The 15,513-nt window shown below is 51.1% G+C and carries 11 protein-coding genes and 1 pseudogene; 8 read left to right on the plus strand and 4 right to left on the minus strand.

The annotated features are described in order from the left end of the window. Positions 1-230 (minus strand): annotated as a pseudogene (locus EJP87_RS17635) (hypothetical protein); the annotation flags it as partial. 25 nt (positions 231-255) lie between these two features. Next, positions 256-3,210 (minus strand): tetratricopeptide repeat protein, encoded by a 2,955-nt coding sequence (locus tag EJP87_RS03840; protein WP_130470544.1) that lies wholly within the window; start codon positions 3,208-3,210, stop codon positions 256-258. 181 nt (positions 3,211-3,391) lie between these two features. Between EJP87_RS03840 and EJP87_RS03845 the strand changes: the two genes are divergently transcribed. The 8 genes from EJP87_RS03845 (at position 3,392) to EJP87_RS03880 (ending at position 11,121) form a co-directional block, all read left to right on the plus strand. Beyond that, positions 3,392-4,111 (plus strand): hypothetical protein, encoded by a 720-nt coding sequence (locus EJP87_RS03845; RefSeq protein ID WP_130470545.1) that lies wholly within the window; start codon positions 3,392-3,394, stop codon positions 4,109-4,111. Between the two features lie 9 nt (positions 4,112-4,120). Beyond that, positions 4,121-4,981, plus strand: a complete 861-nt coding sequence (locus tag EJP87_RS03850) for a 3'-5' exonuclease (protein ID WP_130470546.1) — start codon at positions 4,121-4,123, stop codon at positions 4,979-4,981. Between the two features lie 17 nt (positions 4,982-4,998). Then, entirely contained in the window at positions 4,999-5,556 is a 558-nt protein-coding gene (locus tag EJP87_RS03855) for a ClpXP protease specificity-enhancing factor SspB (protein WP_193771123.1), read from the plus strand. Positions 5,557-5,626: 70 nt separating this feature from the next. Further along, positions 5,627-6,991 (plus strand): DNA repair protein RadA, encoded by a 1,365-nt coding sequence (radA, locus tag EJP87_RS03860; RefSeq protein WP_130470548.1) that lies wholly within the window; start codon positions 5,627-5,629, stop codon positions 6,989-6,991. 34 nt (positions 6,992-7,025) lie between these two features. Continuing rightward, a complete protein-coding gene (locus EJP87_RS03865) occupies positions 7,026-7,571 on the plus strand; it encodes a CvpA family protein (RefSeq protein WP_130470549.1) in 546 nt (181 codons plus the stop codon). Between the two features lie 27 nt (positions 7,572-7,598). Next, positions 7,599-9,020: an amidophosphoribosyltransferase gene (gene purF / locus EJP87_RS03870; RefSeq protein WP_130470554.1), complete on the plus strand. Its 1,422-nt coding sequence runs from the start codon at positions 7,599-7,601 to the stop codon at positions 9,018-9,020. An 11-nt stretch (positions 9,021-9,031) separates the two neighbouring features. After that, positions 9,032-10,444 (plus strand): AAA family ATPase, encoded by a 1,413-nt coding sequence (locus EJP87_RS03875; protein ID WP_130470550.1) that lies wholly within the window; start codon positions 9,032-9,034, stop codon positions 10,442-10,444. A gap of 2 nt (positions 10,445-10,446) precedes the next feature. Next, a complete protein-coding gene (locus EJP87_RS03880) occupies positions 10,447-11,121 on the plus strand; it encodes a hypothetical protein (RefSeq protein WP_130470551.1) in 675 nt (224 codons plus the stop codon). A 148-nt stretch (positions 11,122-11,269) separates the two neighbouring features. Here EJP87_RS03880 and EJP87_RS03885 read toward each other — a convergent pair whose 3' ends face one another. After that, positions 11,270-13,999 (minus strand): methyl-accepting chemotaxis protein, encoded by a 2,730-nt coding sequence (locus tag EJP87_RS03885; protein ID WP_130470552.1) that lies wholly within the window; start codon positions 13,997-13,999, stop codon positions 11,270-11,272. 120 nt (positions 14,000-14,119) lie between these two features. Continuing rightward, the coding region (gene serA, locus EJP87_RS03890; RefSeq protein ID WP_130470553.1) for a phosphoglycerate dehydrogenase at positions 14,120-15,513 on the minus strand (1,394 nt) is incomplete at its 5' end.

Consider the following 15,513-nt stretch of genomic DNA (forward strand, 5'->3'; position numbering starts at 1 on the left):
GCGGAGGGCGGTGGCAAGGGTGGTGGGCTCTGTTGCGGTTGTGTGACCTCAAGCGGTGGGGGCTCATCCTTGTCAATAACGGCTGGCACGGCCCGACGGCGACTGCTGTTCTCTTCTGTCTGGCGCAGCAACCATTTTTCCTGCGCCAACAATCGTTGCCGACGGCGCCACAAAAGGATGACGATAAAAAGCAGTAGCAGCAAAAGCGATAATAGAAAATAATTATCCATAATCAAATCTATTCCACAGAATGGATCACTGGCTACGTGTGGCCAGCCAACGATTGCGTAACCCCTTGGCGGTCTCGCGCTGCTGGCCATAATCGGTTTGATTGAGCAGCGTATCAATGCGCATCACCACCTCTTCCACCTCCTGCACACGCCGTTCATCCAGCAACAGCTCGCCCTGTAACAGACGACCATCCACCTCCAGTAAAGGCAATTGCCAACGACGGGCTATCTCCAGCGCGCCTGCCAAATCCCACCAGGCCGCTTGACGCTCCCCTTGTTGGCGCAACAGAGCGGCCCGTTGGCAAAGAATCTCTCCCAGCAAAGGCGTCTCTCCTTCGCGCTCTTCGGTCAGCATGGTCGCTTGCAACAGAGCGGTCATGGCAGCAGCAATATCGCCCATAGCGGCATAGACCCGGCCTTGGTTGAGCAGATGGATCACCTTGCTCAATGGCGGCTCTGTTGTGTCAGATGATGGCTGGGTCGCACGCAGTTGTTCCAGCAGAGTTGCTGGTGCAACACTTTGTTGTTGCAACAATAACTCAAAGCGAACCCGCTCCACCATGGCCAGGAAGGGCAACCACTCTGCAGCCAAGGCAGCACGCGAGGGGGTACCAGCCTCCTGAAAATGGTTCATGCTGGCCGACCAATCGCCCAAACGCATTAACACAATTGCTTTTTTGCTCTGCAGAAGCCAGCGCAATACAGGTAATTGATACCGCTCTGCCCATTGCATACCCTGTTCGGCGCTCTCCAGAGCGGCGCGCAATTGCCCCGTGGCCAGTTGCAGATCACACAAAGCGGCGGCGGCCATAGCACCACCGTGGGGAGATCCCCGTTGCATCTCCAGGCGTACCCCCTCCTCCTGCAAGGCCAGAGCCTCCTTGACCCGTCCCACGGCTGTCAAGCAATAGGTTGCCTCGGCCAGCAACCAGACCCGATCTTCTGCAGTCAAATCACCACGTACTGGAGGAGCTTGCCAACCTGTGGGAAAAAATGCTGACAGAGCAGTCAAATCGGAGCTGTAGGCCCCCAATTCCGCCAGGCTGAAACAGGCTTGCTGACGGCGAATGCGTTGCAAAAAGAGTGCATGCAAAGTTTGCCGGTAGCGACCAGCCCGGCAACCATGTTGTACGGCGCGATAGAGAGGTTCCAAACCGACTCGGCCATCCGGCAACTCTTTTTCGCCCACCGCTTGAAAATGGTCAAAGAGGACCTCATGGGCTTGGCACAAAGGATTTTCCCAAGCCGGGGCAGCATCCTCCTCCATATCGGCGATCCAGGTGGTAAACTCATCTTCCAGCTCTTTGCTGAAAAAGTCGCGGACAATCGGGTGCATTTGCCAGCCACAATGGGTGGAATAGGGTGTGAGCAACGCAGCCTGCTCCAATTCATCAAACAGGGTAGCGCAGGCGGCAAAATCCAAATCGCGCAGCGGTGCTGCCAAATGCGCTTTGGCACGAATGCTCTGCCACTCTTCATCGCGCATGGGACGATCCAATAGACCGAACAGGCGCAAGGTCAAACCATGCGGGGTATGGCGTGGCCAGACAGTCTGATCATAATAGGTCAACAGACGTTGACACGCCTCACCGGAAGCAGCCGGTTCCAACCAGCGTTCCAGTTCGAGAATGCTGGGTGCATGCTCCCGTTCTGAACGGGACAACAGCCCTCCCAACAGTATTAAAGTCAGAGCATGGCCATGCAGTTGTCGCACCATCTCCGGCAAGCGCTTGTGGTAGGAGCTGTTTACCCCCAATTTTTTCAACAATTGCACCCCTTCCCGTTCGTTGAGATCGGGCAACTGCATCTCGCGGCAGACACTGCTGAGCGGCCGCCAGGCTTGCAGTCGGCTTGTTGCAGAGGGATTGCTTGCAAGCGTGCGGCGGGAGGTGATGACCACCAAACTGTTTTTATGTTTATGATCGGAGGGCGGATGCGCCATTTGCCGCAAAAAGTGATACATTCCTGGATCGGCAAAACTATCGGCCAACTGCTCACCGGGCGTTGCATCGGGATATTGCATCAATTCGACCCCATCCAATATCAGAAGGGCCGCTTGAGCGCGCAACAAACGGCTCAGACAAACAGCGCGTTTTTCTTCGCTATCGGGTAAAGCACCTTCATGGCCAAAAAAACGCAAGGCACGGACAAAAAAGAGCCCTGATCCTCCTGGACCGCTGACTGCAGAGCGGGCATGGGCGATGGAGGCTTGGGGAAAGCTCCAGGCAAAAACTCTTCTGGCGCCACCGAATCGGGGTTGCAGAGTGTCCAGCCAGCCATCGAGCAAAGCTGATTTACCCACGCCAGCCGGAGCAATACAGGTGACTACCGCCACCGTTGGATCGGCCAACCATTGGTCCAACTGCCGCAGTTGGGCCGTGCGCCCTACCAGCGGTATCAGATTACTGGGCAGACAGGTCAGTTCGCAGCGTACAGTCTGTTGTTTTTCAGAAACGGCATCGGCAGCAACCGATCTGCCGCGTCGCCACCACCGCCAGCCCCACAGCAGCATGGCAACGATGAGCAAAAAGGGCACAATGATCCATAACAATTCGGCATAGCCAGCATACTCTGCTGTCTCGGCACCAACAGCAGAGAGAGCTTGTTTGCTGGAGAGGTCAACAGTTGGGGCAAGAGGTGGGGTAGGTGTAGCAACAGGCTGAGAGGCTGTTTTCGCCCGGAGTTGCAGCTCCAGACGCAGGGGTTGATCCATTCCCGGGATGGTAATGCGCGACAGATCGATACGCTCAACCCCTTTTTTTTGCTGAGGAGCAAACAATTGTCCAGTCAATTGCAGAGCAGACTCCGATGCTGCCCATGCTACCTGCTCCATTGTCTGCCAGATCGGCAGGACACATAAAAGGGTAAAAAATAACAAGAAGCGATGCTTCATGGCCAATGGTTCTCCTGATAGACCGGGAAACGGTTCAGCAAATTGGTTTGCTCCCTTGCGCAGCACGACATGGGCCGGGCGTGACATGGTCTGATGTTTGCTTGCCTTTGTTCGGCAAAAGTTCTATAGATTGTGGCTTGATTGTGTCGTTTTGTCCATTGAGGAAAGCACTGTGCCTACCAAAATACCAAACAGAATAAAGTCTGCCCGTCACACATGGATAGTCGCTGCCCTGCTGTGCGGCGGATTATCGTTAACTGGCAATGGGATGGCAGCCGGGGTCCACCATCATGGTTGTGAAAACCCGATTGCGGATGTCCAGGTGTGCTGGGATGCACAAGGCGATGCGGGCGAAGAGTATGCGCCTTTTTCTGACGTGCATCTTTTGCCGATTGCCCAGAACAGACAGGGTGAAACGCAATTGTTGCCGGAGTATACCCGTTCCATCTTCCGGCAATTACTGCCGAGTGGCTTGGCCGACAACCTGACCCAAGAGTGGCAGCCAGCCACCAGTCTGGAAGAGGCAATCGCAGTGGCCCGACTGCATCAATGGGGATTGACTTTGTGGATCTCTCCTCGGCAGTTTCGTGAGAGCAGCCCCAATGCTTCTGGCATAGTGGATTTGGATGTCTATTTATTGAAACATGGCAAGCCTCTGCGCACCCTGCGGGTACGCGCCGAATCGCAACCCACACGACCTGGCAAAGGTGTTGAGACCGGAACCACGGTCGGTGCTTTGATGTTGGCGACAGGTGCTGCTTTCTCGAATCCTGTCGCTTCGGCCAGTACAGTCGTCGGCAGTGTAGCCATGGCTCCGCACCATCCACCAGAGTCTGGTCGTCCGCTGGAGTTGTTGAGCGAATATGCCATTCGCCAGATGTTGACAACTTTTAAATATCCGATGGAACAATTGCGCTCCACGCCAGAAGCTTCGCAAAACAAGCGTTTGGCAACCGAGTGGGTGGATCAATTTTTTGCTCCGAAATAGTGAGTCACGGTGTTCAAAACAGTCAAAAATCTAGTATGGGCCTTTGACGCCGAGTGGATTCCCGATCCGCAGGCAGGACGAGTGCTTTATGATCTGCCCGATGATCTGCCCGATTCGGAGGTCATGCAGGAGATGTGGCGTCAGGGGGGGGCAACCGAAGAGAATCCAACCCCCTTCCTGAAAACCGTTATGTGCCGCGTGGTCTCCATTGTCGTGGTACAACGGTTGGTGCATAAGGATGGTCGTGTCACCTTGAATCTGCTACCACTGCCCAAAGGACAAGCGGTACACCAGGAGAGCGAAGCCGCTATTGTTGGTACCTTTTTGGAGGCGATGGGTGAGCGACAACCGCAACTGGTCGGCTACAACTCCCTGGCTGCTGATCTGCGTATTCTGGTACAGCGGGCAATCACCATGGGTTTGCGTTGTCCCCGTTTTGCCTTTCGCCCCAATAAACCCTGGGAAGGGGTGGACTATTTTGCCCGTGGTGGCGAATCGCATCTGGATTTGAAAGATTATGCGACACCCGGTTGGGGAAGTGGCTCTCCTTCCCTGCATGAGTTGGCTGTTTTGTCAGGTATTCCTGGCAAGCTGGATACCCATGGTGATCAGGTACCTCTTTTGTGGCTGGATGGCAAATTGGAGGAGATTATCGCTTACAATGAGTGCGATGCCTTGACCACCTATTTGGTCTGGTTGCGCATGGCCCATTTTGCTGGCCATTTCAACAGCGAAGAGTATCAGCTTGAACAAGAGCGGGTGTGGCAGCTTTTGCAACAAGAGGCCCCCAATAAGGCCCATTTGGCCCGTTTTGCCAACGCATGGCTCCAGTTGGCTGGTACGCGACATCCTACACACGCCCGTGGATGAGCAGGGAGATACCCGCCATGACTGCTCCGCAATTGCCTGACAAAGCCTCTCTCCTGCGTCTGCTGTTGGAAAGCGAAGGGCGAGCCATGATCTGCCTCGATGCCACACGCAAAGGAGTCGATGTACCGAGACGTTTCAGCAATGATCCTGGTTTGATGTTGGTTTTCAACGTCGCCATGCCGCAACCCATTGAAATTCTACCTCATTGTGTTGCTTCCGAACTGCGTTTCGGAGGTATTCCACACTATTGTGTCATCCCCTTTACTGCTGTCTGGAGTGTGTTCAACCCCGATACCAATCATGGCATGGTCTGGCCGGACGATATGCCGGAAAGTGTGCGTCACTCGCATGGAGTATTGCAATTGCCTTTGCAACCGCTCTATCCCGATGAGATAACGATGGTGGGAGGTGCCAACGAACACTCTTTGAGCGATGACTTACCCTCCTCCACCCCGGCCACACGTCCACCATTGCAACTGCGCGTGATAGATGGTGGTCAACAAGAGGGTGAAGGGGCGGTCACCACCAGCACCAGTCGTAAAAGCGGTCGTCCCAACCTGCGCTTGGTTGAATAATACTCTCCTCAGCAGTCACGAAAGCTGCTCTTCGCTATGAGCACCCCTTTTATTGCCAGCGATAACGGTCATGGCCAAGGAAAAATCATTTTTTGTCTGTAGCGAATGCGGAGCTGAAGCGATCCGCTGGGAAGGTCGTTGTGCCAGTTGCGGAGCCTGGAACTCCCTGCAGCGTTTTCAACCTGCGGCACTTCCCCGTAGCGCTGCCAACAGTAGTGCATTCACGGAGGCACATCCGGTTGACCTGGCTGAGGTGGTGGCTGATCCACGTCCTCGTCTGCCTTTGGACAACCAGGAGTTGCGTCGGGTTTTGGGAGGAGGCTTGACGCAAGGATCTGCAGTATTGTTGGCGGGTGATCCTGGTATTGGCAAATCAACCTTGCTGATGACCACCATGGCCGATTTTGCTCGGCGCACTCCTGTATTATATGTTTCCGGTGAAGAGTCGATCCAACAGCTCAAACAACGCAGCATGCGTTTGGAAGTGGTGGAAAAAGGGTTGAAGGTGTTGATGGAAAATCGCCTGGAGGCGGTTTTGCACAGTGCCGAACAGTTAAAACCGACTGTTTTGGTTGTGGATTCGGTACAAACCTTGGCCAGTGATCGGGTCAGTTCGGCAGCCGGTTCAGTCTCCCAGGTTCGAGAGTGTGCTGCCCAGTTGATTCAAATGGCCAAACAGCGCAACATGGCCCTTTTTTTGGTGGGACATGTCACCAAGGATGGACAGATTGCAGGACCACGGGTCTTGGAACATATGGTGGATACCGTTCTCTATTTTGAGGGTGAACGGGGCCACGACTATCGCATCTTGCGTGCCGTCAAAAATCGTTTTGGACCGGCCAATGAGATCGGTGTTTTCGAGATGAGCGAAAGCGGTTTGCGCGAAGTGGCCAACCCTTCAGAGCTCTTTCTTGCCGAACGGGTAGCCGGTGCGGCGGGTTCGGTGGTCTTTGCCGGCATGGAAGGCACTCGTCCTTTATTGTTGGAGGTACAGGCTTTGGTCGCCCCCACACCCCTGCCCCAGCCACGGCGCACCACTTTGGGGTTGGATCCCAACCGTTTGGCCATGTTGACCGCAGTGATGGAAAAGCGCCTGGGGCTGGGTCTGTTCAACCATGATATTTTTCTTAACGTAGCCGGTGGCTTTCGTGTCACGGAGCCTGCCGTTGATCTGGCGGTCTGTGCTGCTTTGGTGGCTTCGCACCGCAACCGCAGCCTGGATGCCAATTTGGTGATTTTGGGTGAGGTGGGTCTTTCTGGCGAGGTGCGCGCGGTCTCCCATGTAGCAACCCGTCTCAAAGAGGCGGCCAAATTGGGTTTTACCCGCTGTATTGTACCAGAAAAAGCTCTGCGCTCCCTCCCGGAGGGATTGCCCATTGTGGTAGATCCGGTAAAATCGGTGGAAGAGATGGTACGACGTTTGCTCACACCATGACGTTATCTTGTATCAGCACAGTGGACTCTTGGCGATGAGCAATACTCTGGATACTCTGATTGTTATTGTATTAACCGTTTCCGGCCTGTTGGCGGCCATGCGCGGCTTTTTGCGTGAGGTGATCGGACTCTTGGGCTGGGTGGTGGCTTTTGTGGTGGCATCACGCTTTTTTGGCGATTTTGCCACTGTACTGGCCAACTGGATTCATCAGCCTTATCTGACCAAACCGGTTGCATTTTTTCTGATTTTTTTTGGCATGTTACTGGTATTTGGTTTTTTGGGACAACGTCTGCAACAGTTGGCTGATCATGCCGGTTTGTCGGTTGCGGATCGGCTGATGGGCCTCTGTTTTGGCATGGCCAGAGGGTTGTTGATATTGCTGATCGGCTTTATTTTGTTTAAGCATTTTAATCAAGGTGAGCCGCCAGGAGAGTTGATGTCACAATCGGTTCTGGCTCCTTATCTGCAGCGGGGAGCCGATTGGCTTGCCCAGCTTGTAGGTCAGGATTGGGTGACCACCCAATCCCACTCTTTGCAATCCAACCTGGGACGGATTGTTCGTCCTGCCAGCCAGCCGTAATCGGCAAGGTGCCCCGTGACTCTGCTTATGGATGATCATTTTCATGATGCTTGTGGTATTTTCGGTGTCTACAACCATGCCGAAGCGGCCAATTTGGTCTATCTTGGCCTGTATGCTCTGCAACATCGTGGACAGGAATCTGCCGGAATTGTCTCTGTGGAAGAGCGCATTTTTCACTGCAATCGCGGCAAAGGGTTGGTTGCCGACGTTTTCAAACGACCCGATCTGGATCAACTGCGCGGGTTGCAAGCGATTGGGCATGTGCGCTATTCGACGGCTGGTGGTTCGGCCAATGTGCGCAATATTCAACCGTTGGTTGTGGATACCGCGCAGGGTGGCATGGCTGTGGCACATAATGGCAATCTGGTCAACGCCGTGGAGATGCGCCGTCAATTGGAGCGTCAGGGATCCATCTTTCAGTCAACCATGGATACAGAGGTCATTGTCCATCTGGCGGCCCGTTCACAACGGCGCACTCTGCCAGAACGGTTGGTAGAGGCGTTGCATCAGGTGCGCGGGGCCTATGCTTTGTTGGCAATGGGGGAGGATTGTGTGATCGGGGTACGCGATCCAGATGGAATGCGCCCGTTGGTTTTGGGCAGATGGCCGGATCGTGAAAACACCTATGTATTATCTTCTGAGACCTGTGCCCTGAATCTGGTAGAGGCACAATTTGTACGCGATATTCAACCGGGTGAGATGGTGGTGATCAGTGCCAAGGGGGTGGAGTCGTTTTTTCCCTTTCCCAAGCGAGCAAGCCATCACATGTGTATTTTTGAATATATCTATTTTGCCCGTCCTGATTCGACCATAGATGGCATCAATGTTTATGAATCGCGCAAGCGTATTGGTGCTCGTTTGGCCCAGGAGCATCCGGTGACAGCCGACCTGGTGGTACCGGTGCCCGATTCCGGGGTACCGGCAGCGTTGGGATTTTCGCAGGCCTCTGGCATCCCTTTTGAATTGGGAATTATTCGCAATCATTATGTAGGCCGCACCTTTATTGAACCGCAGCAAGCGATTCGCCATTTTGGGGTCAAGATCAAGCTCAACACCAATCCGCAAATTGTCGAGGGCAAACGGGTAGTCTTGGTGGATGATTCGGTAGTGCGCGGCACCACCAGTCGTAAAATTGTCAAGATGGTACGTGCTGCCGGGGCCAAAGAGGTGCATCTGCGCATCTCCTCCCCGCCCACGACCCATCCTTGTTATTATGGTATAGACACCCCAACCCGACGTGAACTCTTGGCTGCCAGCCACACCATCGAGGAGATGCGCGCCTATACGACTGCCGACTCCTTGGGCTTTCTCTCCTTGGAGGGTCTATACAAGGCGGTCAACAACGGTCATGAGCACGGCTTTTGTGACGCCTGTTTCTCTGGCAACTATCCGATCCTCTTTCCCAAACATGAAGAGGAACCGCAGTTGACGTTATTGCAGGAGATTTAGGAGCAATCAGGATGAGATGTCGCTTCAAAAATATTGGCCTTATCAAAGATGCAACGCTTGAGTTAGGAGCACTCACCATTCTCGCTGGTCCTAACAATGCGGGAAAGTCATATATTACCTATGCCCTGTATGGATTTTATCAAGTATGTGGTGACTATTTTTCCCTTGGCGAATCGATGAAAGCCCTTATCAAAGATTTGCAAGAGACCAAACATGCTGATCTTGACTTACTGGGGGTTGATTTTAACGCAATCATTTCGGCCATGGCAGAAGGTTATTCGCGCCATCTTCATGAAATTTTTAGCGCCAAAAAAGATGATTTCAAGAATCCAGAATTTTTTATAGTACTCGATGATGTGTCTGAGAGGTTATCCTCGCTGGGAAAAAACCCTGAATCGCTGACTATGCGTTATGGCAGCATAAAACTGCACGCCACCTTGCAGCAGATTGAAAAGAGGCCGCATATTAGTTTTGATTTGAGCGCGGGCAACACCCATGATCTAACTTATATACCTATAAACCATTGTATCGCTCGTTTGGTGTTACCGCACATCCTCTCTGCCCCTTATATTGGGGTTTCAGAACGATTGGGCATACCTTTGTTTTACAAAGATTTGGATGTACAAAAAATTGCTTTAATTGAACATTTGCAAAAAACAACAGATGGAACAAACAATGATCTGTTTGCAAAAATTCCAGAAATTGTACAGAGTTCAAACAGTCGATACGGATTACCAGTTCGTGAAAGCATTAATTTTGTTCGCTCAATTCAGGATTTAATAAGCAGTGACAGCTCTGAAGAGATCGCTGCGTTATGTGAATATATTGTTGAAATGACTGGCGGTGTATATCGGTATCAACAACCGGAAGGATTAATTTTTTCTTCAAAAAAATATGTGCGAAATAATAAATTCTCTCTTACTGTAAATTTATGGTCATCATCGGTTAAGTCTCTTTCCAGCCTCTTTTTTTACCTTAAACATATTGCACAATCCGGTCAGTTGTTGATCATCGATGAACCAGAGATACATTTGACTCCAAAAAATCAGATTATCCTTGCCCGTTTACTCGCCGCATGCGTCAACGCAGGCTTGCAAGTATGGATTACGACACACAGCGATTACTTGATAAAAGAGTTTAACAACTTAATAATGTTGTATCAGTTGCCGCAAGCAGTCCGTGAGACAATCATGAATCATAAAGGTGCTACAACCCCCTCCTATAGGTCACAAGAGTTGTTAAACCCAAAATTGGTGCGAGCCTATTCCTGTACAGGTGGCAGGGTAACAGAATGCCCCAAGGATCATTTCGGCATTGCTGTTTCTTCCATAGATGATGTCATTGTTGCCATGAATGACACCGCTAATGAATTGGCTATGCTCTTAGCAGAGAACGTTCTTCAGACAGAGCAAATTGAGGAATAGACATGGGAATTTCTGCTTTGGAACTCATGAGAGAGATCATTAACGATGAAATGATAATAGGAATAAACAGTGCGCTAAATGGCAATCAGTTTGTTACCCTGAAAGAAATCAATCCAGATGCAAAAAACAATAGGGTAAATTTATATCTCCCAGAGAAGTCTATTGTCTTTACCCTGGATCATCCTGCCCAACCCAAAAAATCCATTTATCTAGATCAGGGAAACAAATTACTACACAGTGGGTGTGATTACGTGGTTTTTTGTCACTATAAAAATTTATATTGGTTTGTCATGATTGAATTAAAATCATACGATATAAAAGGCATCAAAAATCAATTTTTTTGCTCTTCGGCATTCATCCGTTACTTGCGAGAACTTGTATATCTTCGAGATGGTTCATCAGAGAGATATGGCCTAGCATCTATTGTATTTTATAGCACCCGTAACGTTCAAAAGCAGACATCACATAACAGCATACCGCCCCGAACTTTTTTTCATATCGGATCCTGCTGGTATTATAAAATAGCAAATTGCAAAGCTTTTTCGCTCAAAAAGCTGCTGGACGAAGAGTGCGATAAAAAAAGTGATCAGCATATTGATTTATTTTGTTTTAACCGGCATAGCACCTCTGGACAAGAAGCGACTCTTCAAGCAAAATTAATACATATAAACAACTAATTTAACTACAATTTTTCTAATCTGTCACATCAAATAGCCATTAGCAGCCACAACGCCATCATCAACGATCTCCTAACAAAAATCAGAATTTATTTCCAACTTCTGTAGATTTTGGGAACCACCAAACCTTTTGACCGCAAAGCGTGCCTCACTCCGGCAGTGCACACGCCTCCCGATAGAGTTGATCCAAGCGTGCAAACATCTGATCCTTGATGGCGTTGAAGCGATTCATGCCGTTGCTGGCCTGTTGGATCTCTCCACGTTGTACAAGATCGACCAGTTGCTTGGCGGTCTCATGCACCTGCAGATGCACACGGCCCAACTCCTGGAATGTGGGCAGAGAGCCAAAACGTTTTTCCCCCTCGCTGTAATACCATTTGCCAAAATCACACTCCCGACCACAGGTCACCTGTTCTGGCGTCAAGCCGGTGCGACCGCGAATCACATTTTCCAATCGACCCAACCATTTCAGATGCGCACCCTTGATCTGTTCCACCGAAAAAGGCTCTTCACCAATAGTCAATGAACGCACTGAATCGGCCAGATTATGTCCCGGCACGGCAGAGGTATCAATCAGCAGAGAGGTGTGCTGAATACCTCCTTCAATAAAGGAAAATTGCTGGAGCAGATCCTTGATGTGTGCATCGGAGACCACAACCTGCTGCGCCGACTTTTCGGAAGAGAGGGCCAAATGTTGCACCTCCTGGGTTCGTGACGCCAGATAGCGTGCCGAATCGGCAGCTCCTACCGACAAGCGGGTAATCTGCTCCACCTCACGTACCGCCTGACCCACCGATTTGGCCACCTCGCGGGTGGCATCACTCAACTCTGCCATACTGCGGCTGACATCCCGACCCGCTTCCGTCACCTTTTCCATGGAGAGGCCAATTTCATTGATACTGGTGGATTGCTCATCCACGCTGCCGGCAATCATCCGATTGGCCTGCTCAATCTCCTGAATGCCAACCATGCTCGCCTTGCTGGCATCGGCGGCTTCGGAGGATTTATGTTGAATATTATTGATATATTCAGAGATGGTGCGTGTTGCCTCCCCGGTCTGCCGCGCCAACTCCTTGACCTCATTGGCCACCACCGCAAACCCTTTACCAGCCTCTCCAGCACTGGCAGCCTCAATTGAAGCATTCAAAGCCAACATATTGGTTTGATCGGCAATCGTGTTGATCAGGGTAACCACCTCACCAATCTGCTGTGCCAGATTGGTCAGCTCGGCCATCACCTGTACTGCCTTGCGCGCAAAACCGGTTGCTTCCGAGGATTGACGCACAGCCCGTTCACAGCGACCACGTACTTCACGGACCACCTGTTCCAAATCCAATACCGATGAGGAAACGGTGCCCACTGATCCATTGACTTCATCCAGACTTTTTTGCACTGCAAGGGTATTGGCACTGATCTCTTCGGTCGCAGAGGCGACAGTGGAAACACTGTTGGAGACATTGCCGGCTCCATCGGCAATGTTGCTGACATCGCCAGCCAATTGCCGGGTGGTTGCCGCCGCTGTAGCAATCTCTTCTGCCACATGGGTAATGGCTTGCTGAATGTTCTGCATATTGCTGGAGATGTGCCCAAGATCCTCCATGACCCCTTGAGCATGTTGTTGGCTCACTTTGGTCTCTTGTTGCAAGGTATCACGCGCATTACCCAACTCTTTGGCACAGATCACCATGGAGTGGGATTGCAATAGAACCTCGCGTACTGTTTGTCGCAACTGATTGACCATCCGGCCAACAGCAGCATAAATACTGCTGTCCTGTAACCGGCGAGGATCCATCTGTACCGTCAAATCTCCCTGCGCCACCCGATTAACGATGGATACCAGCTCATCTGGTTCACTGCCAATCTGACGCAAAATGTTGCGGCTAAACAAAACACTCAAGGATACGGAAAGAAACATTCCAGTCAATATAAAGGCCAGATAAATAAAAAAATCATTTTTTGCCTGCTGGCGTACCGATTGCGTTCTTTTCTGCAAGGCGGTGGCAAGCTGATCTTCCAGATCTTTTAATTGATTGATCTTACTGCTTATAGTATTAAACCAATGATTGGGATCAACCGCAAAATTGCCACTGCTTGACCGTTCAAAAGCCAGTGCACGGATCCGTTCAACCTCTACCCCTTCGCTGGAAGAGTGAATCCGTTTGAAGGCATTGACCTGCTCTACAGAAGCCTGGGCAAGAAACAGTTGGTTAAAAGTCTCTTGTTGACTGATCAATTGGGTAAACCGACGAAACATGCCACTGCCAAAACCATTGGTCGCCAACGCATTGGTCAGGGTTGCCCGCTCCAGACCAGCCCGCTCTTTACTGTTGAGCAAATTGACATAGGCTTGTACTTGTGCTGCCACTTCCACTGTCGGAGAGAGTTTGGCCAGCATGGTAATCAGTTCCAAGAGATGGGAGATGGAGTCGGTATAATGTTCAATCGCCTCTTGGGCACTCAACTCCAAAGCATCGATTCGGGAACGAATCTGTCGGGCAGCAGCCAATTTTTCTTTACTGTGCGCCAGAAGGGAGGCCAGTTCATTTTGTTCAGCAACCGTAAATTGATTCAAATGCTCGCTTAAAGTTTGAATCGCTTGGTCGGTACCATCACGGCGTTGTGCAGGCAGCTCCTCTTTGAAGCGCATCCCTTTGCTGCCAATAAAACCGGCAGACATGCCACGCTCTTTCTGCATTTCATGGATGGCTGCACTGGAACGTATGGCAATATCCACCAAAGATTCCATCTGCTGCATCGCCTGCAGCAGTTGCCATTTGCTGACAATGCCCATGGTGCCAAGAGAGAAAAGACCGGCCAGGGCCACAAGCAGCATGACGATAAATTTTGTTTTCAGTTGCAGAGCGTTCAAAAATGACATTCCGGTTTCCCAGCCGCAAAGAGATCATGCACAGCCTGTCGTAATATGGAGCTTCAAAAACAGGCAAAAGAGAAATATAGCGGACCCGGCCAAAGACCGGATCCGCAGCAACACCTTGATTTAATAACGTACCAGTTTTACTTCCAGCACATTGGGTACCTCCCGCAACACCTGCATCACCGCTTCGGGAACATCCTGATCGACGTTGATAAAGGCGATAGCTCTGCCGCCTGCAGAAGCGCGGCCGAGATGGAAATTGGCAATATTAATTTCGTGATTACCCAAAATAGTGCCCACCCGTCCAATCAATCCGGGACTATCCTGATTGGCAACCAAGAGCAGGTTACCCTCTGGAGTGGCTTCAATAGGCACATGGTTCATGGAAACGATACGGGGTTGCTGCCCATTGTTGAACAATGTTCCAGAGATACAGCGCTCTCCGGTGCTGGTAGCCACACCAACGGTAATCATGGAGGTAAAACCGGTACGGCAGCGCTTATTAATCGCCTCCACCACTTCGATCCCGCGCTCCTCAGCAATCAGAGGGGCGTTGACAATGTTGACACCGGTCTCCAGGATGGGAGTCAACAGACTGTTGAGCAGAACATTGGTGATTGGTTTACGGTTGAGTTGCGACACCTCTCCTTCATAGGTCACCTCGATTCGCTCAATACCCCGATCGGTCAATTGACCCATCATGGTGCCCAACTTATCGGCCAAGTTCAGGAATGGACGCAAAATAGACAACTCCCCTTCGGAGACCGCCGGAATGTTCAGTGCATTTTGCACGGTACCATTCAGCAGATAATCAGCAATCTGTTCGGCAATTTGGATAGCGACATTTTCTTGGGCCTCAACCGTAGAAGCTCCCAAGTGGGGAGTGCAGACCACATTTTCCAGTTCAAAGAGCGGATGGCTGGTTGCTGGTTCCTTTTCAAAAACATCAAGAGCGGCTGCAAATACTTTGCCGGAGGTCAGGGCCTCGTACAATGCCTGTTCCTCGATGATCCCACCCCGTGCACAGTTGACGATAATCACCCCTTTTTTCATCTTGGCAAAGGCATCGGCATTGACAATATGCTGGGTCTGCCGGGTCAAGGGGGTATGCACTGTCAACAGATCGATGCGCGGCCAAAATTGATCCAGATCATCAATCAACTCCACACCCATATCTTCAGCGCGTTGCCGGGAGAGAAAGGGATCATAGGCAATCACCTTCATTTTTAACCCTTGAAATCTTTCTACGACCAAAGATCCGATATTGCCGGTACCAATAATTCCTAAAGTTTTACCTCCCAACTCCCGCCCCATAAATCGATTTTTTTCCCATTTACCGGCTTTGGTAGAAGCGGTGGCAGAGGCAATATGGCGAGAGGCGGCCAAGGCCAAGGCCACTGTATGTTCGGCAGTAGTCACCGAGTTGCCAAATGGGGCATTCATTACGATCACCCCTTGCTTAGAGGCGACAGGAATATCAACATTATCCACACCGATACCGGCACGACCAATCACTT

Origin of the sequence: Candidatus Magnetaquicoccus inordinatus (assembly GCF_004217665.1) — a bacterium.
In the GTDB taxonomy this organism is placed as follows: domain Bacteria; phylum Pseudomonadota; class Magnetococcia; order Magnetococcales; family Magnetaquicoccaceae; genus Magnetaquicoccus; species Magnetaquicoccus inordinatus.